General features: G+C 64.1%; 18 protein-coding genes. 11 read left to right on the forward strand and 7 right to left on the reverse strand.

Going from position 1 to position 23,589, the window contains the following annotated elements:
* Window positions 1-41 precede the first annotated feature (41 nt).
* The 3 genes from NCS67_RS24490 (at window position 42) to NCS67_RS24500 (ending at window position 2,334) form a co-directional block, all read left to right on the forward strand.
* Entirely contained in the window at window positions 42-1,481 is a 1,440-nt protein-coding gene (locus NCS67_RS24490; RefSeq protein ID WP_250436988.1) for an MFS transporter, read from the forward strand.
* A 134-nt stretch (window positions 1,482-1,615) separates the two neighbouring features.
* Window positions 1,616-2,005: a hypothetical protein gene (locus tag NCS67_RS24495; protein WP_250436989.1), complete on the forward strand. Its 390-nt coding sequence runs from the start codon at window positions 1,616-1,618 to the stop codon at window positions 2,003-2,005.
* A 68-nt stretch (window positions 2,006-2,073) separates the two neighbouring features.
* The gene (locus NCS67_RS24500) at window positions 2,074-2,334 is read left to right on the forward strand and encodes a hypothetical protein (protein ID WP_008347246.1); all 261 of its coding nucleotides are present in this window, start codon (window positions 2,074-2,076) and stop codon (window positions 2,332-2,334) included.
* Window positions 2,335-2,359: 25 nt separating this feature from the next.
* Here NCS67_RS24500 and NCS67_RS24505 read toward each other — a convergent pair whose 3' ends face one another.
* Complete coding sequence (locus tag NCS67_RS24505) at window positions 2,360-2,671, reverse strand: hypothetical protein (RefSeq protein WP_075583514.1); 312 nt, start codon at window positions 2,669-2,671, stop codon at window positions 2,360-2,362.
* 839 nt (window positions 2,672-3,510) lie between these two features.
* On the opposite strand from NCS67_RS24505, the gene NCS67_RS24510 reads away from it, so the two are divergent.
* Entirely contained in the window at window positions 3,511-4,668 is a 1,158-nt protein-coding gene (locus tag NCS67_RS24510) for a porin (RefSeq protein WP_008347250.1), read from the forward strand.
* 64 nt (window positions 4,669-4,732) lie between these two features.
* Here the strand turns inward: NCS67_RS24510 and NCS67_RS24515 are convergent, their stop codons facing one another.
* Complete coding sequence (locus NCS67_RS24515) at window positions 4,733-7,123, reverse strand: ATP-binding protein (protein WP_008347252.1); 2,391 nt, start codon at window positions 7,121-7,123, stop codon at window positions 4,733-4,735.
* Window positions 7,124-7,404: 281 nt separating this feature from the next.
* Between NCS67_RS24515 and NCS67_RS24520 the strand changes: the two genes are divergently transcribed.
* Complete coding sequence (locus NCS67_RS24520) at window positions 7,405-9,180, forward strand: ShlB/FhaC/HecB family hemolysin secretion/activation protein (RefSeq protein ID WP_250436990.1); 1,776 nt, start codon at window positions 7,405-7,407, stop codon at window positions 9,178-9,180.
* A 20-nt stretch (window positions 9,181-9,200) separates the two neighbouring features.
* Here the strand turns inward: NCS67_RS24520 and NCS67_RS24525 are convergent, their stop codons facing one another.
* The 5 genes from NCS67_RS24525 to NCS67_RS24545 form a co-directional block, all read right to left on the reverse strand.
* Window positions 9,201-11,564 carry a beta strand repeat-containing protein gene (locus NCS67_RS24525; RefSeq protein ID WP_250436991.1) on the reverse strand — a complete coding sequence of 788 codons (2,364 nt, stop codon included), beginning with the start codon at window positions 11,562-11,564 and terminating at the stop codon, window positions 9,201-9,203.
* 260 nt (window positions 11,565-11,824) lie between these two features.
* Window positions 11,825-12,193, reverse strand: coding sequence for a hypothetical protein (locus NCS67_RS24530; protein ID WP_250436992.1), 369 nt, complete (start codon window positions 12,191-12,193; stop codon window positions 11,825-11,827).
* A gap of 125 nt (window positions 12,194-12,318) precedes the next feature.
* A complete protein-coding gene (locus NCS67_RS24535) occupies window positions 12,319-13,602 on the reverse strand; it encodes an ATP-binding protein (protein WP_250436994.1) in 1,284 nt (427 codons plus the stop codon).
* Window positions 13,599-14,261 (reverse strand): response regulator transcription factor, encoded by a 663-nt coding sequence (locus tag NCS67_RS24540; protein WP_008347261.1) that lies wholly within the window; start codon window positions 14,259-14,261, stop codon window positions 13,599-13,601. Before NCS67_RS24540 ends, NCS67_RS24535 begins: the two co-directional genes overlap by 4 nt.
* A 185-nt stretch (window positions 14,262-14,446) precedes the next feature.
* Complete coding sequence (locus NCS67_RS24545) at window positions 14,447-15,592, reverse strand: porin (RefSeq protein ID WP_250436995.1); 1,146 nt, start codon at window positions 15,590-15,592, stop codon at window positions 14,447-14,449.
* A 280-nt stretch (window positions 15,593-15,872) separates the two neighbouring features.
* Between NCS67_RS24545 and aldA the strand changes: the two genes are divergently transcribed.
* From aldA to NCS67_RS24575, 6 genes are all read left to right on the forward strand, one after another.
* Window positions 15,873-17,297 (forward strand): aldehyde dehydrogenase, encoded by a 1,425-nt coding sequence (gene aldA, locus NCS67_RS24550; protein WP_250436996.1) that lies wholly within the window; start codon window positions 15,873-15,875, stop codon window positions 17,295-17,297.
* A gap of 115 nt (window positions 17,298-17,412) precedes the next feature.
* Complete coding sequence (locus NCS67_RS24555) at window positions 17,413-18,717, forward strand: MFS transporter (RefSeq protein ID WP_250436997.1); 1,305 nt, start codon at window positions 17,413-17,415, stop codon at window positions 18,715-18,717.
* Window positions 18,714-19,931, forward strand: coding sequence for a mandelate racemase/muconate lactonizing enzyme family protein (locus NCS67_RS24560; RefSeq protein ID WP_008347267.1), 1,218 nt, complete (start codon window positions 18,714-18,716; stop codon window positions 19,929-19,931). Before NCS67_RS24555 ends, NCS67_RS24560 begins: the two co-directional genes overlap by 4 nt.
* 17 nt (window positions 19,932-19,948) lie before the next feature.
* Window positions 19,949-21,607 carry a GMC family oxidoreductase gene (locus NCS67_RS24565; RefSeq protein ID WP_250436998.1) on the forward strand — a complete coding sequence of 553 codons (1,659 nt, stop codon included), beginning with the start codon at window positions 19,949-19,951 and terminating at the stop codon, window positions 21,605-21,607.
* A 158-nt stretch (window positions 21,608-21,765) separates the two neighbouring features.
* On the forward strand, window positions 21,766-22,686 hold the full coding sequence (locus NCS67_RS24570) for a LysR substrate-binding domain-containing protein (protein ID WP_033535896.1): 921 nt from the start codon (window positions 21,766-21,768) through the stop codon (window positions 22,684-22,686).
* A gap of 11 nt (window positions 22,687-22,697) precedes the next feature.
* Entirely contained in the window at window positions 22,698-23,579 is an 882-nt protein-coding gene (locus tag NCS67_RS24575) for a LysR substrate-binding domain-containing protein (protein WP_175982054.1), read from the forward strand.
* Window positions 23,580-23,589: the final 10 nt, after the last annotated feature.

Genomic DNA, 23,589 nt, shown 5'->3' on the forward strand with positions numbered 1-23,589 from the left:
ATATAAAAACACGCGCCGTCGCCAACACAGGAGACAGGACAATGCAGCCCACTTTCAGCGCGGTCGCCGAGCCGCTCGCAACGCCCGACGTTCGCGTCGCCACGACGCCCGGCGCGCAAATCTCCGCGCGCATGGATCGACTGCCGATCACGCGGCATCTCTGGATGCTCGTGTTGCTCATCTCGCTCGGCGGCTTTTTCGAAATCTACGATCTGATCTTCACCGGCTATATCGCGCCGGGCATGGCGAAGAGCGGACTTTTGCAGACGACGACGCATGCGTTCTTCGGCTTCACCGGCATTGCGGGATTCATCGCGGCGACGTTCGCGGGCTTGTTCATCGGCACGTTCTTCTTCGGCTGGCTGCCGGACCGCTACGGGCGGCGCAGCGTGTTCACGTTCTCGCTGCTGTGGTACTCGATCGGCTCCGCGATCATGGCGTTCCAGACGAGCCCCGAAGGCGTGATCTTCTGGCGCTTCGTGACGGGCATCGGGGTGGGCATCGAAATCATTACGATCGACAGTTACGTGACGGAACTCGTGCCGCAGCACATGCGCGGCCGCGCGATGGCCTTCAATCAGATGGTGATGTTCGCGGCGGCGCCCGTCGCCGCGCTGCTTTCATACTGGCTCGTGCCGGAAACCGTGTTCGGTCTCGATGGATGGCGCGTCGTCGTGCTCGCCGGTTCGGTCGGCGCGGTGATCGTGTGGTTCATCCGGCGCGCGGTACCGGAAAGCCCGCGCTGGCTCGCGATGCATGGCCGGCTCGAGGAGAGCGAACGCGTCGTCGGCGACATCGAGCGCGTGGTCGAGCGCGAATCGGGCGCCGCATTGCCGCCGCCCGCGCCTGTCGCCGAGCAGCCGGCGCATCGGCGGGCGTCGCTCGGCGAGCTGTTCGTCGCGCCGTATCGCTCGCGTCTCGTGATGCTCATCGTCTTCAACTTCTGTCAGGCGATCGGGTACTACGGCTTCGCGAACTGGGTGCCGACGCTCTTGATCGGGCAGGGCATCACCGTGATGAAGAGCCTGCTGTATTCGTTCATCATCGCCTTCGCGCTGCCGCTCGGACCGCTCTTCGCGATGTTCTACGCCGACCGCGTGCAGCGGAAGTATCTGATCGTCGGCGGTGCGCTCGTCGTGATCGCGAGCGGTCTCGCGTTCGGGCAGATGAAATCGCCCGTTGCGCTCATCGCGCTCGGCGTGCTGATCTCGCTCGCCGGCCAGACGATCTCGGTCTGCTATCACGCGTATCAGACCGAGCTTTTTCCCACGGCCGTGCGCTGCCGGGCGAGCGGAATCGTCTACTCGGCGAGCCGCGCGGGCGCGATGATGTCGGGCTTCATCATCGCGTCGCTGCTGAAGGATTTCGGCGTGCCGGGCGTGTTCATCGGCATTACGGTTTGCATGCTGCTCGTGGCGCTGGCAATCGGCTTGTTCGGTCCGAAGACCAACGGGCTGCGGCTCGAGGAGCTGAACCGGTGAATCAGGTGACGCGCGCGCGTGCGTTCGAAACGCAGTGCAATCGGACATACGTTCGGGGTCGCGGCATCCTATGCTGAAGCGGGATCAATTCCTGCTGCGCGTCGCTCCAGGCGAGCGACGCGGGCTTGAGTCAAATGAACACGCAACTCAGTGAACAATGCAGGGCGCGGCTGTATCGGCTGAAGTTCGAGACGCCTCTGGAAAGCGTCGCTTTCGTGCTCGCCGATAGCCGCGAGGCCGCTTGGCGCATCGGCAAGACGGTGATGGCGGTGGTGCACGGCGTCGGCATACAGAACGTCTCGCTGCACGATATTCGATCGTTTCGCGAACTCGTGAGCGCAGGCGTCAGCGATGACCAGGACATGCGTATCTTCGAGTTGGCCGTCGCGGGCGGAAAGGTCGCCCATTGGACGCACGCGCCTTACTTCTTCACCGACGACGCCACGCTGCTCGGCAAATGGGCCGAACTGCGCGCCGATCTCGCCGCTGACATCGCGCTCACGGCGCTTCGACGCGCGAAGTAGCAGCGCTTCGAACGGGTATATGTCATGCTGGAAGCACGCCATATCCACGGCGCGTACGGGGTGTCCGGATGATACGGTCGTACAACCACAAGGGCTTCGTGCTCGAAGTCGCGATCGAAACGAGCAGCCGGCTTGTGCCGCCGCCGGGCGAATTGCGCTATCTGGCGATCGTGACGATCAGCCGTTCCGGAAGGCCGGTCACTGCGTTCTCGCCACTCCTGATCGAGAACACACGCTATTCGAATTTCGCATCCGCCGAGGACGCGCTGATGAGCGCGCACACGCAGGCGCGCACGCTGGTCGACGAATGGGTGCGGGCGGCACTATAAATTAGCGCCGCGCGACGAACCCGGATCAGGCAGCGACGCGCCGGTTCTGTTGCCCTTCCTGCGCGTCGGCAGCGGTGGCGAGCGCGTTGTCGAGTAACGCGAGTTTGCGTTGAAGCGATGCTACACGCTGACTTTGCGACGGGACGAGGTCGTACTCCGCGTCCAGTTGCGAAATCCGCATATCCCAATAGCTGGCGGGAAGGCGATCGGAAGCCGAGTTCCCTTCGACGACACTCGAGAGAATCATTTCCAGATGCAGAAGCTCGCGTTCAGCGAGCTGAGCGGGCCGCCGCTGTCGAAATGCTGGGACGGTCGTGGCATTGGCGCTTCTTTTCATGTGGCTATATCCGGCTAGATTTTACAGAGGCCTCTATTAAAGCAAGCAGCGTTCCGCAGAGGCGATTCAAGCTCCTTCAGATTGTTTCGAAATGAAACGAGCAGAACGCCCGGTCCCGTTCTGTGCGGTAGCAAACGTTTGCGCGACGGTTACATTTAGTGAAGAACTTGTTCGCGAATTTCCGAAATTTGCCGTCACAGGACGTAATTTCGTCGCCTGATTTGCCCGTCTATCTCGCGCAAAATTTTCAAAACGTCGAGATATTTAGAGAAACATATCGCGTTACTCGTTGATTCGATTCATCTAAATGCGATTCGTTCCGTTCGCGGTGGGCGCGTAACCTTTACGGTCGGCATCAAGAATCGGGAAAATCGTTCGGGTACTTCGGGTAACTGAGTGATTTCGACGGCCGCTGTTCTGAGACCGTCTAAAGCGCTCGGATTAATCGCCGCGTCGGGAATAAAAACGGAGCGGCTCCCTCTCGCGAAACCGCTCCGTGTCCTCGAGATATCTGCGTGGAGATCTTCAGACCCGGGAAGCTTAGCAAAACGCCTCGGCCGCTATAAACCGCATGCGACGCAATGGACTTCTCCAGAATGCGCAGTAATAACGTCGTCGATGTGCAACAGCCATTTGGATTATCTGAGCTCCGAATCGCCGCTAAGCACTTGACCTTAAAAGATTATGAAGGGATCTGCACGCCGGTTCGCAGAATCAGCAAATGATTATTGCGCCGGATACGCGGTCACATTCAAGCGCCCGTCGCATACAGTGTGTCCCAGTTTCCCGGGCTCTTTCAGTCCCTGGAAGCTTTCGCATTAAACAGGACACAGAGAACCATGAAAAAAACCCTTCTCATCGCGGGCATTCTCGGCACCTTCGCAGCAGCAGCCCACGCTCAGAGCAGCGTCACGTTGTACGGCACGCTGGATGCCGGTCTCGTCTATACGAACAACGCCGGTGGCCATAACAATTGGCAGCAAGGCAGCGGCGCGGTTTCGGATACTTACTTCGGCCTGAAAGGCAGTGAAGATCTCGGCGGCGGGTTGCACGCGCTCTTCAAGCTGGAGAGCGGCTTCAACCTCAATAACGGCCGCTATACCGAAAACAGCACGATGTTCAACCGTCAGGCATATGTCGGCCTTCAGCACGATCAATTCGGTACGATCACGCTCGGCCGTCAATATGATTCGATGGTCGATTATCTGTCGCCGCTCGCCGAAGCAGGCGCGGGCTATGGCAATAACCTGACGGCGCATCCGTTCGACAACGACAATCTCGATCACTCGTTCTCGATCCGCAATTCGGTGAAGTATCAGAGCGCGAATTACGCGGGCTTCAAGTTCGGCGGCCTGTATGGCTTCTCGAACGACGCAGGCCAGTTCGCGAACAACCGCGCATGGAGCGCCGGCGCGTCGTACGGCAACGGCCCGCTGAACTTCGCCGCGGCCTACTTGCAGACGAACAACTCGCGCAACAACGCGAACACGGGCGGCGCGGTGTCGGCGGGTCAGGGCAACAACGCGAATCTGACGGCTGAACTGCAGCGCACGTTCGGCGCGGGCGTGAACTACACGTACGGCCCGGCGACGGTCGGCTTCGTGTGGACCAACACGCACTACGACAACCTGCTCGCCGCATCGCAAGGCGGCACGACGTTCGCGCTGCCGGGCAACTCGAACCTGCACATGAACAACTTCGAGCTGAACGGCCGCTATCTCGTGACGCCGGCATTGAGCCTCGACGCCGCGTACACGTACACGGACGGCAAGGTGACGGGCGCGAACGGCTCGGGCGATCCGAAGTGGCACACCGTTTCGCTGCAGGCTGACTACTCGCTCTCGAAGCGCACCGATGTGTACGTCGAAGGCGTGTACCAGCATGCGTCGGGCGAGCTGGGCAATGCGGGCGCCAACGTCGCGATGATCAACACGCTGTCGCCGTCGTCGACGCAGAATCAGGTCGCGGCGACCGTGGGCCTGCGTCACCGCTTCTAAGCGCAGCGTCGTAGGAAAAAGAACGGCCGCGATCCACAAGATCGCGGCCGTTTTGCATTGCGCGTTACTTCTTGTCCTGCTCCGAACGTTTGATGAGCTGGCCGATGTCGTGCCCCGCGCCGCCCGTGCCCGCGGCGAGCCGCGCCAGCGCGGTCGCGGCCGTATCGCGCCGCACGCCGCTTTCGGGGCGGAACTGCTTCGGCAGCGCCATATAGAAGGTCGCCCCGCCATCGGGCGCGCCTTCCGCCCATGCCTTGCCGCCATGCCGCTCGATGATGCGCCGCACGTTCGCGAGCCCGATGCCGGTGCCGTCGAACTTCTCGTTGACGTGCAGACGCTGGAACACGCCGAAGAGCTTGTCGACATAACGCATATCGAAACCGATGCCGTTGTCGCGCACGAAATAGACGACATGCCCGATCAGCTCGCCCACGCCATCGTGCGCGCCGACCTCGATCGTCGGCTCTTCGCGTTGCGCGCTGAACTTCACCGCGTTCGACATCACGTTCGCGAACGCGACATGCAGAAACACGTGATCCGCTTCGACGCGCGGCAACGCGTCCACCTTCCAATGCACGCGTGCGGACGATTGTTCGTCGATATCGTTCTGAATCACCGTATGCACCAGCGCGTGGACGTCGACCGTGTGCGGACGCAGCGCCGCGCGGCCGAGTTGCGCGAACGACAGCAGATCGTCGACGAGACGCCCGCCGAAACGCGCCGACGTCACGATGCGCTCCAGATAGCCGCGCCCGCGCTCCGACAGCTTTTCGCCGTCCATCTGCTTTAGCAGGTCCGCGAAACTCACGATATGCCGCAGCGGCGCGCGCAGATCGTGCGACACCGTGTATGAAAATCCTTCGAGTTCGTGATTCGCGCGCCCGAGTTCCGTCGCGAGCTGCGCAATTTCCTCCGCGCGCCGCAACACGATGCCGAGCACGGCGGCGCGAAATTCCAGCGCGATCTCGCGCTCGGCGGGTCGCCACGGCAGCGAGCGGCCGCGCACGACATCGGTCCAGGTATCGAAGCTCACGCGCGGCGAAAGCGACGCGGCGAGGCCCGTCAGCTTCGCGCGCGGATCGCCCGCCCATTCGATCGTCTGCACGACTTCGCGGCGAAACCAGATCACGTAATTGCGGTAGATCTTCGAGATCGACACCGCGAGAAAGCCCGCGACTTCGGGCGAATCCGCGAGCGCGGGGCAATCCTGCGAAGCGCGGTCGGACATCACGACGTCCTCGCTCTGATTGTCGAGCCAGTCGACGAGCGCCGTGACGCTGTGCGCGCTCGGCGTCACGCCGATGAGCGACGTGCGTCCTTCGAAGATCACCGCCGCGCCCGACGAGCGCGTGAAGCCGAGCAGATCGGAGGCGTCGCTGACGAGCGCTTCGACGAAGCTGTCCGTGTTCGCCATCGACGACAGCAGCTTCGAAAGCATGCGGCGCAATTCGAGCCGGTAATGCGCTTCGGCCTGCGTCTCGCGCGCTTCGATCTGCAGCGAGACGATCTGCGCGACGTGCTCGCACGCAGTGCGGACTTCGAACGGCGGCAGACGCGGCGTCGCGTGATGACAGGAAATGAGGCCCCAGAGCTTGTCGTCGACGAGAATCGACATGGACATCGACGCGAGTGTGCCCATGTTGCGCATGTATTGCAGATGCACGGGCGACACGCTGCGCAAGGACGCGTACGTGAGGTCGGTCGGGCGGCCCGTCGCCGGATGCAGCGCGGGCACGAGCGGCGCGGCTTCGTAGTTCGCGTTCGATATGAGCCGAATGCGATTCTTGCGATACAGCTCGCGCGCCTGCGCGGGAATGTCCGATGCCGGAAAGTGCTGCTTCAGATACGACGGATAGCCCGGCTCGACGCTTTCCGCGAGCACGTTGCCGTTGCCTTCCTCGTCGAACTGATAGACGAGCGTGCGGCCGAAACCCGTGATGCGCGCGATCTCGTTCGCGGCGAACTGGCAAATCTGCTCGACGGTGTGCATCGATTGGACATCGCTCACGAAGGAGCGCACGAGCGGATACATCGTCGAGAAGACGTCGGCGGTGTCGCGCGCCGGCTCCACTTCGACGAACAACAGCCCGTCATGCCGATGCACGACGATCGCGACGGGACCGTCCGGCGTCCATCCGTCGAGCACGACGTTGCCGACGTGGATCGCCGCGCCGTCGCGCGTGAGTTGCTTCAGTCCCGCGCTCGCACGTTCGGCCGCGTGCTGGCCGAGCACCGTCGAGAGCGCGCGGCCGAGACACGCTTCGGGCGCGATGTGCGCGAGCTGCGCGACGTTGGCGCTCGCCTGCAGGATGTGGCAATGCGCGTCGACGCTGAAGAGCACGCCGTGAGGCTGAATGCCGCCGGGAATGTGGATCGGCTCGCGCGCGCATTGCGCGTAGACCGATGCATCGAGCGAAGCGGAATCGGTGATTTCTGCGTTGGAGGTTTTGTCCATCCTCGTCCTGACAATGCGGTTCGGCTGCTCATCGCGCCGATCATCTCCGAATCATAGATGCGTTGCGCGGTCGGAAGAAAGGCCAATGTCGCTGCGGTGTTTTCTACTGGCTCGGCCGTTCGCGTCGAGTCATTTCTACGCGCGTTCGCGACGCTAACAGGTACGGTGCGAGCATCTTTCTCTTGCGACCGGTCATGCGCGCCCGACGCATGAAACGTTCCGCTCCGTGCGCTGATAACATGCGGGGCCAACCTACGCGGCCGGCGCCGAGGAGACATGATTTGAACCGCACACGCGTCGCCGCGACGGTGCTATCGACCGCGATCGCCTGCATCGTTGCCGAACGCGACGCCGCCGCGCAGTCGTATCGCGATGTCGCGCCGATTGCGCCGCCCGCCGAGCAGCGTCCGCGCGCGTCGCCGTCGCCGCCCGAGCCGAGCGACGACTCGCACAGAATCGCGCTTCAGGATCTGCGCGGCATCGCGTTCGTGCGTGCGGATGCTACATCAGATGCGACGCAATCGGGCGCGAACGGCGCGATCACGTCGACGGGCGCGCCTTTTCTCACGCCCGATTTTCTCGACAGCTTCTCCGCCGATCTCCATAAGCCGCTGACCTTCGCGCGTCTCGCGGAAATCCGGCGCGCCGTCGTGCAACGTTATCGCGCGGCGGGCCAGCCGCTCGTCGATGTGTACGTGCCCGAGCAGGACGTGAGCAATGGCGTCGTGAAGATCGCCATCGCGGAGTTTCGCGCGGGGCGCGTGATGCCGAAGGGCAACCGCCATTTCTCCGATGCGCTGCTCGCCCGCGAGATGCCGCTCGCGCGCGGCGAGCCGATCCGCGAAGCCGATGTCGCCGCGGGACTCGCGTTGCTCAACGCGAATCCGTATCGGCGCGTGGACGTGATCTATGCGCCCGGCACCGCGCCCGATACGACCGACGTCGTGCTGCAAACCGAAGACCGCTTTCCGTTCCGCATTTACGGCGGCTATAACAACGACGGCGTGCGCGACCTCGGCCGCGATCGCATTCTCGCGGGATTCGATTACGGCAATCTGTTCGGCATCGATGCGCGCATCGGCTATCAGATGACCGCGAGTAACGATCTGTTGAGCGGCAATCCGGATATCGAAGGGCGGCCTGATCGTCCGCGCTACATCGCGCACGCGTTCAATGCCGTTGCGCCGTTGCCGTGGCTCGATCGCATCGAGTTGTTCGGCGTGTTCGCGCAGAGCACGCCGCGTTTGCCCGACAGTTACGGACAAACGGGTCTCAGCGCGCAGCTCAGTTTTCGTTACGACTGGCGTCTGCCGCCGCTCGACAATGCGGGCGCGTGGCAACAGCAAGTGCAACTCGGCTACGACTTCAAGCGCTCGAACAACGATCTCGAGTTCGGCGGCTTTCAGGTGTTCAATGCGAACACGCATATCCATCAGTTCGTGATCGCCTACGATCTTTCGAATAGCGATGCATCGGGCGATACGCATCTGAACGCAGCGCTCTTCGCGAGTCCCGGTTACTTCGACAGCAACAGCAACGACGAAGCCTACGATGCCGCTCGTCTCGGCGCGAAGCCGCGCTATCAGTACATGCAGTTGTCGGCGCAGCGTGACATGCCGCTCGGCAAGTCGGGATTCTCGATATCGGCGCGCGGATTGTTGCAGTGGACGGGCAGCACGCTATTGCCGAGCGAGGAACTCGGACTCGGCGGCGATGCCACCGTGCGCGGCTACGAGCCGTATTCCGCGCAGGGCGATCGCGGATGGAACCTGCAAACCGAATTGCGTGCGCCGGCGATATCGGCGGGAAGCGCGGGACTCGCGGGATTGGCGGCGATGCAGCCGTTCGTGTTCTTCGATGCGGGTCACGTGTGGAATCGCATCGCGGAATTCGGCGAAGTGAACAATGCTTCGCTGGCGAGCGTCGGTGTGGGCGTGCGTGTGCAGGTCGGAAGGTTCGTCAGCTTTCGCGGAACGTATGGGTTTCCGTTGAAGGCGGTCGTGCCGAACGGATCGAAGGCGCCGGTGGGGGAGATATTCCTCGTGATCGGAAGCTGACGATCCGCTCGGCACGCCCCTCAAGGCTGCGCCTGCTGCCACTGCAAAACGGGATGCGTCGCGCCGGTAGGCATCGCCCAGACGCCGCCCGACGGAATGCCCCAATCGAGGAAATTCGACGCATTGCTCATCTGCGCGGTCGTGAGCCCGTTCGAGTCCGGCGGCGTCGTGCCCGAGTTCGAACCGGCCGCGCTCGTGCGGATCGTCGTCTCCTTGTTCCAGTAGACGTTGTTGTGAATCGCGCCCTCGTTGTACGCCGCGATACCGCCGTATGCGTCGCCCGGAGGCCCGCCGCCGCCGACTTGCCCCACGGCGAAGGACTCGTTGATGACACCCGTCGCGCCGTTGTCGAACACGAGCCCGCCGCCGCCGAAGCCGCCCACGCCGCCCGTCGCATACGACTGCGTGATCAGTCCGTTGTTGTACGCGACGAGCCCGGCGGTCTGGCCGTGATTTCCGGCGTACGTCGTGCCGGTCGCATACGACTGCACGATGGTGCCGTTATTCACGCCGACGAGCCCGCCCGCAGGAATCTGATAGCCGACATCCGCCGTGCTCGACGAGCGCTCGATGATCCCGTTGTTCACGCCGACGAGCCCGCCCGCGCCCGCGCCGCCGAAGCCGTTCTGTCCGACGCCGCCCGTCGTGTTGACGTACGTGACGAGGCCGTCGTTCTGGCCCGCGAGCAAACCGTACGCGCCCGACGCGTAGCCGCCCGTGCTCGAGTTCGTGAGATTCAGATCGCGCACGACGCCGTTCGCGCCGATCACGCCGAACAGGCCCTGACGGTCGTCGTTGAGATTGGGCGTCGACGCGAGCCTGTCGATCGTGTGGCCGAAGCCGTCGAACTGTCCGGTGAACGGCGTCGTCTTCGAGCCGATCGCCGTGAAATAGTTCGGATACGACGTCGCGCTCGCGTCGATATCCTTGCCGAGCGCGTAGTTGCCCGCGAGATCCTGCGTCACGTTCGAGAGATCCGCGAGATTGTTCACGAGCCGGTACGCGGTCGCCTGCGTGCGCACGCCGCTGTACGGCGCGGCGGTCCATCCGCTGTTCGTGAGCAGCGTGCCCGGCGCATAGCTGCCGTTCATGTCGTAAAGCGCGCTGACGATGCCGCCGCTCTTCGACCAGTCGATCGTGCCGCTGTTCGCCACGCCGCCGCCGTTGTCGATGCCGCCCGAATCCGCGCGCAGCGTGAGATTGCCGTTGCCCGTGTTGCCGATGGTCGCGCCCGCGCCGATGGCCACGCTGTGCGCCGCGCCGAGCGTCAGCGACGCGTTGCCGTTCCACTGGACGTTGCCGCCGACGTTCAGATCGCCGGTGCTCGCTTCGACATCCACCGATGTGCCGTTGGCAAGGCCGCGCGCGAGGGAATCCGCGTTCGCCTGATCGACGGTGAACGACGGCGCGCCGAGTTTCCATGTACGCGCCGTCACGTTCGCGCCCGCGACATCGAGCGTATTCGCGCGCGTTTCGACCGTGCCGCCGCTGCCGTCTGCGTTCGTCGCGGCGAGCGTGCCGTTCGCGTGGACCGCGCCCTGATCGGCGACGAGCCAGACGTGGCCATCGCGCGTCGCGGTGCCGGTCGCGCGGATCGCGCTGCTGTTGCCGGCGAGCGCGTACACGTTGCCATCGGCGGCTTGGAGGCTCGCCTGCGCCGCCCGAATCACGCCGCCGTTCATCGCCGTGCCGCCGCTGCCCGCCTGCACGAAAACCTGCTGTCCACCGGATGAATCCTGCAGAAGCATCTGATTGCCGCTCGCGATTTCGACCGTGCCCTGCGGCGCGTTGATGCTGCCGCCATTCACCGCCGCCGTGCGCGACACGAGGAACACGTCGCCGCCGCTCGATCCGATCGTGCCCAGATTGATGACCATGCCGTTGCCGCCGCCCGAAAGCGTGAGCGGGCCGCCCTGCATGAACGCATCGTTGCCGATGTCGAGCGCCGACGCAACGAAGCGCCCGCCCGTCGCGACGACGCCGCCCGGCCCGACCAGCACGCCCTGCGGATTGACGAGATACACGCTGCCCGTCGCGTTGAGCTGGCCGAGAATGACCGAAGCATTGCCGCCTGTCACGCGATTGAGCGTCGCGCCGCTGCCGTTGTTGAACGTGACCTGCCTTCCGCTGCCGATGGAAAAGCTGTTCCAGTCGATGACACCGCGCGTCGTCGTCTGATTGATGGTGAGCGTCGAACCGGTGCCGCCGCCGCTGATCGCGCCGCTGCCCGCGACGAACTGGCCGCCGGCGGGCAGCGGCGGCGCGGCATCGGCGATCCTCGCGCAAGTCAGGCCCGCGACGATCGGCACGAGGATCGCGAGCGGGCGCAGGCGCGCACGACGAATCGCGGTTTGAGAAACAAGCGGACGAATGCTGCGCTGCATGGCGACCTCCAGTCGGTGTCGATTGTTGTCATCGTTTTTGGCCGCTGACGGTGTAGCCGCTTTTCAGCCCGGCGATTGGGGACATCGGCGGGAGGCGCGAACATCGACGTGCGAGCAGGCGCGCCGATGGTATCGCCGCGCCCTGAGCGCCAATGTGGGGTTCCGCACATTCCGCCAGCGCAAAAAAATGTCCGTGCCCGCGCGCGAGACGCGCCAAGGCACGCGCGCGGCGCGGCACGGAAATTGATCGGAGGAACGCGTTACTGCGACGGCTTTCGTCCGCTCGACAGCTCGATCCAGCACTCGTGATAAATGCGCTGCACGAGGACGCTTTCGTAGTCGAGATCCTCGCCTTCGAGAATGCGTTCGATGTCGGTGCGCGAGGCGTCGGCGTCAAGCATCGTCGAGAAGCGCGCGGCGAGCGCGTGCGCCGCCACCGAAAGCCGCGCGGTCTCGATCCAGTCGGCCGCGCGATGATGCCGGTCGAGCCAGCGATGCGCGGCGCGCACCTGAAACGACGTATCGGGCCATTCGCCTTCGATGTAGTACGCGCCGAGCAATCCGCACGTGAGCCAGCAGAGCAGATGCACGCGGTCATCGGGGCCGAGGGGATAGCGCACTTGACTCATGATGGCGGCATCGGAATGCCACGTCGGAATGACGCATCGACGATAGCACGCCGCGCGTGCGCCGGACACGCGCGGGCGCGTATGGTCCGGCGCGTCGTGCATGTCGCTTCAGGCAGCCGACGCGTTCAGATCGTGACGGTCACGACGAGCCCGCGCGGCGCGGCATCCGCGAGTTCGATCGTCGCGCCGATGCGCGCCGCGATCGTGCCGACGATCGAGAGCCCGAGGCCCGAGCCGTCCGCGTCGCCGCCGAGCACGCGATAGAACGGATCGAAGACGCGCGCGCGTTCCTCGGGCGCGATGCCCGGCCCGCTGTCCGCCACGCGAATCCACGGCCGCGCATTCGAAACGCCCGCCGCGAGATCGACGCGGCCGGCCGCCGGCGTATAGCGAATCGCGTTGTCGACGAGATTTTTCACCATGATGGTGAGATCGGCTTGCGGCGCGTGGATGAACACGTCGTCGCTCGTCGATACGCCGATGTCGATGTCCTTCGTCTCCGCGAGCGGCATCAGATCTTCGAGAACATTGCGGAAGACGTCCTGCACGCGCAAACGCGCGGTATCGGCGTCGGTGCGTTGCTGCAGGCGCGCGAGCGTCAACAGTTGATGCAGCAGCGCGCGCGTGCGCGCAAGGCCGCGCCGCAGCGCGTCGAGCCGTTCGCGCGCGCTGTCGGGCAACTCGGCGGCGTCGAGGCGCTCGGCCTGCAGCGACAGCGCGGTCAGCGGCGAGCGCAGTTCATGCGCGGCATCGGCGACGAAGCGGCGCTGCAGCGCCACCGACGCCTCCACGCGCGCGAGCAGCCGGTTGATCGCGACGACGAAGGGCGCGATCTCGCTCGGCAGCGCGTCGCGGGAAAGCGCGGAGAGATCGTGTTCGGGCCGTGTGTCGAGGCTCGCCGACAGCGCGCTCAACGGCCGGAACATGCGGCGCACGATCAGATGCAGCGCCGCGAGCAGCACGAGCGCGAGCGCGGCGAAGGGCATCACGGTGGCGAGCGCGCCGTTGCGGGCGATCTCGTCGCGGCCCGCCGTCTGCTGGCCGATCACGACGCGCGTGCCGTCATCGAGCGTCTTCACGACGAGACGCCAGCGCGTGCCTTGGACGATGGCGTTCTGCAGGCCGTCGCGCAGACCGGACGCGACCGGCAGCGGCGCTCGCTCGCCGATCGTCTGGATGACGAGCTTCGACTCAGGATCCGCGCCGTCGACGCGGCCGAGCGCTTCACGCTGCATCGTCGCGAGCGTGCGCGGCGTGACGAGCGCGGCGACCTGCTTCAACTGGCCGTCCTGCAATTCGTTGGCCTCGTGGAAAGCCGTCTGGAACGCGATGACGCCGCCCGCCGCCGCGATCGCGACGATCAGCGCCGACAGCCAGGCCGACAGCCTGAACTGAAGCGAACGCGTCATGGCTGCTTCGAGACCATCCAGCCGACGCCGCGCACGTTCTTGATGGCCGTGGCGCCGAGCTTCTTGCGCAGCGAATGGATCAGGAATTCGACGGCGTTGCTTTCCACTTCCTCGTTCCAGCCGTAGATGCGGTCTTCGATTTCCGCGCGCGAGAGAATCGCGCCGGGGCGGATCATCAGCGCTTGCAGCAGCGCGAATTCGCGGCTGGAAAGTCGGATCGCGATATCGCCGGACGTGGCTTCGCGCGTGGCCGGATCGAGCGTGAGCACGCCGTTCGACATGATCGGCGCGGCCTGCCCGCCGCGGCGGCGGATCACCGCGCGCATGCGCGCTTTGAGCTCGGAGATGTCGAAGGGCTTGATGAGGTAATCGTCGGCGCCTTCGTCGAGTCCGCGAATGCGTTCATCGACGGAATCGCGCGCGGTGACGATGATGAGCGGCACGTGATTCGCCCCGCTGCGCACGGCGCGCAGCACCGCGAAGCCATCGGCGCCGGGCAAGCCGAGATCGAGCAGGATCGCGTCGTAGACGTGCGTGTTGAGCGTCGTGAGCGCGAGCTTGCCGTCGCGCACCCAGTCGACCGCGTAGCCGCCGTCGCGCAGTTCGTTCTGAACCGATTCGCCGATCATGCGATCGTCTTCGACGAGCAATACCCTCATGGCGTGTCTCCGGGCAGTCATGGCGTCCGACGGCGGCGCGCGGGGGCTGGGGCGAGCGTGTGATTCATCTTGCGGCGTCTTGGTGTTCGGGAAAGCCGCAAGATTAGAAGACGAAAGCTTAGGAAATGCTTAGGAATTTTCTGTCCGCGTTTAATACGCGGACAGCGATTTCATCGATTCGACCGTCAGAACGCGTGCCGCAACGCGACGCGCGCGACGAACTGCTCCGAATCCGACGACACACCCTGCGTGCCGGGAATGAACGCCTGATCCATCACCGAACCGGTCGAACTGCCCGCGATCTTCTGATAGACGCCCTGCACGTACACATCGGTGCGCTTGGAGAGGAAGTAATCCGCCATCAGACCGGCCGAATGGATGTGCGGCTTCACGGTGCCGGCGGTCGAGTCGTACGTTTCCATCGAATAGACGTACTGACCGCCAACGAAGAACGCCGGCGTGAACTGATACTTCCCGTTCACTTCGAAGTTCTGATAGCGCAGGTTGTTGAGCGTGTTGCCCGCCGATGCCAGCGACCCGCCGATATAGCCGTTCGTCACCGGATCGCGATAACTCGAGTTCGTGTACGCGAAGCCCGCCGTCGCCTTGCCGAACGTGTAGTTCACGCCCGCGCCGAAAATCTGCATGCGCTGCGCGATGAAGCTCGCGTCGTTCGTGGCGATTGCGCCGTTCGCGTTCATGCCGACGCCATCCGCGCGCAAGTAAGCCGCGCCGATCAGAAGGCCGCTGTTCGCATACGACGCGCCGATGCTGTACTGCCGGTTGTTCGCGAAGTTCGTGTCGTTGCTGAAGCTGTACGTGCCGCCGAACCTGAAGCCGCCGAACGACGGGCTCGCGTACTTGACCGTGTTGTTCACGCGGAACGAGTTGTCGGTGTTGTCGTTGTCGAACGGATGCGCGAAGAGATAGCCGGCGAAGTTGCCGTTGGCCGTCGTCGGCGCGAGATAGTCGACCACCGAATCGTACTGACGGCCGAGCGTGACCGAGCCGAAACGATTATCGGTGACGCCGACGTAGGCCTGCCGCCCGAACATGCGTCCGCCCTGGCCCGCCGCGCCGTTGCTCAAATTGATGCCGCTTTCGAGCTGGAACACGGCCTTCGTGCCGCCGCCCAGATCTTCGACGCCGCGCAGGCCCCAGCGGCTTCCCGACGCATAGCCGCTCGTCAGCTCATAGACACGATTCCCGCCGACATTGCTCGTGTAGTCGAAGCCTTCATCGAGGACGCCAAACAGGGTGACACTGCTTTGAGCATGAGCTGAAGTCACGATACAGGCGAGCGAGGCGAGGGCGATTACTTTGATTCTCATGAAAGTCTCAAGTCTTTTACTTATTCGTCAAGAAGTCCTAGCCATGAGGCTCGGCGAGGACGGCGAGCGACGGATTGTGCGCGATTAAAGGGACGCCGCAAAAGGATTTAGTCGAACAGCGAGCGCGAGTTTTTTGAATGTTTTTCCAGCGAATTCTTCGCTTGTCGTTGCAGCGCGAGGCACGAAAGAATGGCCCGCAAATGCGTTGCCTTGTCGCAGCGGTCGTCCGATTTCCCGGCGGCCGGGCGTCGTGGCGCGCAGCGATCAAGGAAACCGCCACATGAAGCCAGAACGCAATTTTGTGAACGGACGTTTCATCGAGCCCGTGAGCGATGACGTCACCGCCGTCCTGAATCCCGCGACCGAAGAGGTGCTGGGCCACGTTCACAATGCGTCGCGCGAGCAGGCGCTGCTCGCCGTCGATCAGGCCGCCGACGCGCAACGTCTGTGGCGCGCGATGCCTGCCGCGGAGCGCGGCGCGCATATGCAGCGCCTCGCGGATGCCATCGTCGAAGCCTCCGCCGATATCGGCGCGGCGCTCGCGGCCGAGTCCGGCAAGAGCCTGCTCGACGCGACCAACGAAGCCGTCTACGCCGCGCAGATCACGCGCTATCACGCGGAATGGGCGCGCCGCATCGAAGGCGAAGTCATTCCGAGCGATACGCCGAACGAAAATCTCGTGCTGCATCGCGAGCCGATCGGCATTGTCGCGTGCCTGATTCCGTTCAACTTCCCCATCTACACGCTGATGCGCAAGGTCGCGCCGGCGCTGATCGCGGGCAACACGGTCGTCGTGCGTCCGAGCAACAACACGCCGCTGTCGGCGTTCGAACTGGCGCGCGCCGTCGAGCGCGCGGCCTTGCCCGCCGGCGTCATCAATGTGCTCGCGATGGATCACGCGACCGCCGGGGTCGTCTGCACGCATCCGAAGGTCGGCATGATTACCTTGACGGGCAGCGTCAACGCGGGCCGCAAGGTGCTCGAATACTGCAAGGCGAACATCGCTAAACCTTCGCTGGAACTGGGCGGCAAGACGCCCGCGATCGTCGAGCCGGACGCCGATCTGCAGAAGGCCGCGCGCGAACTCGTCGCATCGAAGCTCACGCACAGCGGTCAGCTTTGCACGGCGATCGAACGCGTCTATGTGCACGAGCGCATCCACGACGAATTCGTCGGCCTGCTGCGCGAGCAGATGAAGGCGAAGGCGATCGGCGATCGCTACGAGGACGCGAGCCACATGGGTCCGCTCGTGAACAAGGCGTCGCGCGACGGCATTCACGCGATGGTCCGCCGCGCGATCGAAGCGGGCGCCACGCTGGAAACCGGCGGCGAAGTGCCGGACCGCAAGGGCTTTTTCTATCCGCCGACGCTGCTGTCGAACTGCCGTCAGGACATGGAAATCGTGCAGGAAGAGACGTTCGGCCCGGTGCTCGCGGTGCTGAAGTACGCGACGATCGACGAAGCGATCGCGATGGCGAACGATCATCAGTTCGGCCTTTCGTCGGTGCTCTACACCGAGAACTACCGCACGGCGATGAAGGTCGCGAATTCGATCGAAGCGGGCGAGTTGTACATCAACCGCACGCCCGCCGATCCGTATCAAGGTTTTCACGCCGGCTGGAAGCGCTCCGGCATCGGCGGCGACGACGGCAAGCACGGCATGCTCGAGTTCACGCAGACGCGTCTCGTCGTCATGAAGTACTGATTCTCGCGGCCGTTTCCGGCCGCATTCCTTTTCTCACCCTCTACAAAAACATAGTGAAGGCCCAGCCGCGCGGCGTCCGCACGCCGCGCGCCGCTGCCCTTCGAGGAGCACGCCTGTGTCATCGAATCCCGCTCAATCCGGCCAAAGCGTGGCGACGCCGCGCGAAGGCACGCGCGCCGACCGCTATATCCAGCTCGCGCTGCTCGTCATCGCCGCCGGCGCCATCTATCCGATTCTGTATCTGCGGCAGGTGTATCAGCCGACGATGCTCGAAGTCTTCCATATCACCGAAGCGCAACTCGGCTATCTCTACTCCGCGCTCGGCACGATCTTCCTCGTGTGCTATTTGCCGAGCGGCTGGCTCGCGGATCGCGTCGCGCCGCGCCTGCTCATCAGCTTCTCGCTGATCGCGACGGGCGCGCTCGGGCTGTGGTATTCCACCGCGCCGTCGTTCGCCTCGCTGATCGTGATCTTCGGCGGATGGGGCCTCACGACCGGCCTCACGTTCTGGGCCGCGATCATCAAGCGCGTGCAGACGATCGCCGCCGCCGACGAGCAAGGCCGCTTCTTCGGCTTTCTCGACGGCGGGCGCGGCCTGATCGAAGCGCTGCTCGCGACCATCGCGATCGGGCTGTTCGCCTGGGTCACGCAGACGCGCGGCGATTCGACGGTCGCGGGCTTCCGGCTCGTCGTCTACATGTACGCGTTCCTGTGCATCGGGCTCGGCGTCGTGCTCGGCCTCGTGCGCGATCCGCAAGGCGCGCAGGCGGCGGCTGCGGCGAAGCGCGAAAAGCGCAATGTGCTGCGCGATCTCATCTCGCTGATGAAGAATCCGCAACTCGCGCTGCTTTCCGCGATCGTCTTCTGCGGCTATCAGGTCTTCTGGTCGACTTACAGTTTCTCCGCTTATCTGCATGAGAAGGAGATCGGGCAGTCGGTGGTTCTGGCCGGCTTCATCACGACGCTGAAACTCTGGATGCGCCCGATCGGCGGCATCGGCGGCGGCTTTCTCGGCGATCGCTTCTCGAAGACGACCGTGCTCATCGTCGCGCTCTTCTCCGCATCCGCCGCGCTCATCGTGCTGATGGCCGCGCCCGGCATTTCGAGCCATGTGCTCGTCGCGGTGCTCGTGCTGTTCATCGGCGTGATGACGTACGCGATTCGCGGGCTTTACTGGTCGCTGCTCGATCAATGCAAGGTGCCCGCCGAAACGATGGGCCTCGCGATCGGCCTCGTGTCCGTCGTCGGCTATTCGCCCGATGCGGTGCTGCCGCTCATCAACGGCTATCTGACGCAGAACTATCCGGGCGTGTACGGATATCAGCTGTACTTCGGTTATATCGCCTTCATGTCCGCGCTCGGCGGCGTGGCGGCCATCATGTTCAAACTTCGACTCAGGAAGCTGGGAGCGCAACAGTGAAGATCGCCGCACTGGAAACACATATCGTCGCCGTGCCGCCGCCGCATATCGGCGGCATGTACTGGATTTTCGTGAAGCTGCGCACGGACTGCGGCATCGAGGGCGTCGGCGAGATTTATTCGGCGACGTTCCATCCGAAAGCGATGGCGCCGATCATCGAAGACGTGTTCGAGCGCTATCTGCTCGGTCACGATCCGCATCATGTCGAGCGCTTCTATCGCGAGGCGTATTCGAGCGGCTTCACGCAGCGCCCCGATCTCACGATGATGGGCGTCGTCAGCGGCCTCGAAATGGCGTGCTGGGACATCATCGGCAAGGCGGCGGGCAAGCCCGTCTACGAACTGCTCGGCGGACGCGTGCATGAACGTCTGCGTTCGTACACGTATCTCTATCCGAAGAACGCGCGCGGCGAATACGACTACGACGATCCCGATCTCGCCGCCGAATGCGCCGCGCACAACGTCGCGCTCGGCTTCACGGCCGTCAAGTTCGATCCGGCCGGCCCGTACACCGCGTATTCGGGGCATCAGATTTCGCTCGAAGTGATGGACCGCTGCGAGACGTTCTGCCGCAAGGTGCGCGAGGCGGTCGGCAGCAAGGCCGATCTGCTGTTCGGCACGCATGGTCAGATGGTGCCGTCGTCGGCGATCCGTCTTGCGCAGCGCCTCGAGAAGTTCGATCCGCTGTGGTTCGAGGAACCGGTGCCGCCGGGACAGGAAGACGCGATGGCGCAAGTCGCCGCGAAAACCAGCATTCCGATCGCGGCCGGCGAGCGCCTCACGACGAAGTACGAGTTCTTCAAGCTGCTCGAAGCGAAAGCCGCGTCGATCCTGCAATTCAACGTGGGACGCGTCGGCGGTCTGCTCGAAGCGAAGAAGATCGCGAGTCTCGCCGAGGTGTACTACGCGCAGATCGCGCCGCATCTTTACAACGGTCCGGTCGGCGCGGCGGCGAGCATTCAGATCGCCGCGTGCTCGCCGAACTTCCTGATTCAGGAAAGCATCGAGACGTGGGGCGGATTCCACGCGGAAGTGCTCAAGACGAAGATTCGCTGGGAAGACGGCTACATCATTCCGTCGACGGAGCCGGGCCTGGGCGTCGAACTGAACATGGACGTCGTGCGCGCGCATACGCCGTACACGGGCGAGCGTCTGCATCTGCAGATGGCCGCGAAGCCCGCCGACGTGAAAGATCTCGCGCCCGCCAAGGGCTGAACGGAAAAGCAGAAAACATGGAATTCGATTACATCATCGTGGGTGCGGGATCGGCGGGCTGCGTGCTCGCCAATCGTCTCACCGAGTCCGGCGAGCATTCGGTGCTGCTGCTCGAAGCGGGCGGCAAGGACGATTCGTTCTGGTTCAAGGTGCCGGTCGGCTTCACGAAGACCTACTACAACCCGCAATACAACTGGATGTACTACAGCGAGCCGGAAGCGCAACTGAAGGACCGCTCGCTGTATTGCCCGCGCGGCAAGGTGCAGGGCGGCTCCGGCTCGATCAACGCGATGATCTACGTGCGCGGCCAGCCGCACGATTTCGACGACTGGGCGCGCGCCGGCAACGCGGGCTGGGGCTATCGGGACGTGCTGCCGTATTTCCGCCGCCTCGAATCGCACTGGGCCGGCGACACGCCGTATCACGGCGCGAACGGCAAGATCAGCATTTCGTCGATGAAAGAGGGCGCGCACGCGATCTGCGGCACGTTCCTCGAAGGCGCGCGGCAAGCGGGCTTTCCCGTGACCGGCGACATCAACGGCCCCGATTACGAAGGCGCGACCGTGTATGACATCAACGCGCGCAATGGCGAGCGTTCGTCGAGCAGCTTCGAGTATCTGCATCCGGTGCTCGGGCGCAAGAATCTGCGCGTGGAGAGCAATGTCAGCGTGAGCCGCGTGACGTTCGACGGCAAGCGCGCGACCGGCGTCATCGCCACGCGCAACGGCGAATCGCTGCAGTTCCGCGCGAAGCGCGAGGTGATTCTGTCGGCGGGCGCGGTCGATACGCCGAAGCTCATGCAGCTTTCCGGTCTCGGCGACGCGGCGCTGCTCGCGAACCACGGCATTCCGGTCGTGCACGAGTTGCCGGCGGTCGGCAAGAATCTGCAGGATCACTTGTGCGTGAGCTTCTACTATCGCGCGACGGTGCCGACGCTGAACGACGAACTCTCCTCGCTCTTCGGCAAGGTCAAGGCGGCGATGCGGTATCTGACATCGCGCAAGGGCCCGCTCTCGATGAGCGTGAACCAGTCGGGCGGCTTCTTCAAAGGCGATGACGACGAGAAAGAGCCGAACCTGCAGCTCTATTTCAATCCGCTTTCCTATCGGATTCCGAAGAGCAGCAAGGCGCAGCTCGAACCCGAGCCGTATTCGGGCTTCCTGCTGTGCTTCAATCCGTGCCGTCCGACGAGCCGCGGATCGATCGAAATCGCGTCGAACCGCGTGGAAGATGCCGCGAAGATCAGCATCAACGCGCTGACGACGCCGAAGGACATCCGCGAAGCGGTGCAGGGCAGCAAGCTCGTGCGCAAGATCATGAGTTCGGCCGCGCTGCAGGCGATTACGGCAGAAGAGATTTCGCCGGGACCGCAAGTCGAAAGCGATGCCGACATGCTCGAGTATTTCCGCGAGCAGTCGGGCTCGATCTATCACCTGTGCGGTTCCTGCGCGATGGGACCGGACGCGCGCACCGCGGTCGTCGACGAGCGCCTGCGCGTGCATGGCATGCAAGGCTTGCGCATCGTCGATGCGTCGATCTTTCCGAACATCACGTCGGGCAATCTCAACGCGCCGGTGATGATGGTCGCGGAGAAAGGCGCGGACATGATTCTCGACGATGCCCGCACGGTCATCGAACAGGTGTCGGCGCCTGCGGAGCCTGCCGCGATCGCGTGATGCACGCGGGCGCGAGACATGAAACGTCTTCGCGCCCCGAAGCGGCATAATTTGCCTCGATTCGTAAAATGTCGCCCAAGAGCGATACGTTCCGGCGCGGATACGTGTTCAATGCGCCCGTCGAACGCCAGGAAGAGGAGACGGAATTGAAGCGAAAAATGCCTGCCCTGAATGCGCTCAGGGCTTTCGAAGTCGCCGGGCACACCGGCAGCTTCACGCGCGCGGCCGAAATGCTGCATGTGACGCAAAGCGCGGTGAGCCGGCAGGTGCGTCAGCTCGAAACGCAGCTCGGCGAACCGCTGCTGTTGCGCCGCCATCATTATCTGGAGTTGTCGGCGACGGGGCGGCTCTTGCTGCAGGCGCTCAGAATGTCGTTCGATCGCATCGAACTCACGGTGCGCAGCATTCAGGAAAAGACTCATCTGACGCGCTTGCGCGTCAATGCGCCGCCTACCTTCGCGCGCCGCTGGCTGATGCCGCGGCTGCAATCGCTGCGCGCCGCCGCGCCGGAACTCGAAATCACGCTGACTACGCGCCTGAAGGACGATCTCGTCGAATCGGGCGCACTCGACTGCGCCATCCGCTTCGGCAATGGCGAATGGGACGGCCTCGACAATGAGTTGCTGATGAACGAGCGGCATATCGCCGTGTGCTCGCCCGCGCTGCTCGCCGAGTGCGATACGACCGGCATCGATCTGAACGCGTTCACGCTGCTGCATGTGCTCGCGGCGAGCGATCAGCGCTATCTGACGTGGCAGCACTGGCTCAAGGCGGCGAACATCGACAATGTCGATACACGCGGCGGCTACGAGTTCGATCTGCTCGACAACGCGATTCGCGCGGCCACCGACGGCCTCGGCGTCACCATCGCCGATCGCCACATGATCGGGCACGAGTTGCGGCAGGGGACGCTCGTGCCGATCGTCGATGTCGAAGTGGACGGGCATCAGTCTTACTGGCTTGTGACGCGCACCGGCCAGGACGACGCGCCGCAAGTCGCGCTGTTTCGTGAATGGCTGCGCGGCGAGATCGGGAAACAGACGCAGGCGCTCGGCGGCAAGCGTAGCGCGTTCGTCTGAGGGAGCCGACCGTGCGGCGCTTGCCATCTCTGACCGCGTTGCGCTTTTTCGAGGAAAGCGCGCGCCACATGAGCTTCAACAAGTCGGCGGCGGCGTTGTGCGTGACGCCGGGCGCGGTCAGCCGTCAAATTCGCCTGCTCGAAGATGCGCTCGGCACGAAGCTTTTCGATCGCGATCACAAGGGCATCCGGCTTACGAAACAGGGCGCGGAATTGCTTGCTTGCCTGTCGGAGGCGTTCGATTCGATCGAGCGCGTCACGCGTTCGCTTTCCAACGTGCAACGCAGCGAGCGCAAGCGTCTGACCGTGATCGCGCCGCCGACTTTCGCGACGCGCTGGCTCTCGCCGCGACTGGGTTCGCTAATGGACGCCGTGCCCGACATCGATCTCTCCGTTCGCACCGATGCCGTCGAAGACCGTCAGTGCAGCATTCGCTTCGGATACGAGGCGCGGGCGGATCATCGGTCGGAGCTGCTGTTCATCGAGCGGCATGTGCTCGTCGGCGCGATGAAGTTGGCGGGGCAGCCGGTCGAAGCGCTGCTGAAGCGGCTGCCCGCGCTGCATGTGCTGCACAACGATGCGCGGCTCACGCTCTGGCCCAACTGGCTCGATGCCGCCGGTTTGCCGCGCGCGTTCGGCGAGAACGGCATCGAGTTCTCGACACTCGATCAGGCGATTCACGCGGCGCGCGCGGGATCGGGGCTGGCGGTCGTCGATCGCAACATGATCGCCGATGAACTGCATGACGGGTCGCTCGTTCTGCTGTCGCCGGTGGAGTCGACAGGGCCTTACGGATATTGGCTGGATATCGCGCCTTCGTTCGCCGGGGCGGATTCCGTGCAGGCGTTCGCGGAATGGCTGCGCGGGGAGGGAGCGAAGGCGGCGCGGGATTGAGTGCGCGGCC

This window comes from Caballeronia sp. ATUFL_F2_KS9A, from assembly GCF_023630765.1.
In the GTDB taxonomy this organism is placed as follows: domain Bacteria; phylum Pseudomonadota; class Gammaproteobacteria; order Burkholderiales; family Burkholderiaceae; genus Caballeronia; species Caballeronia zhejiangensis.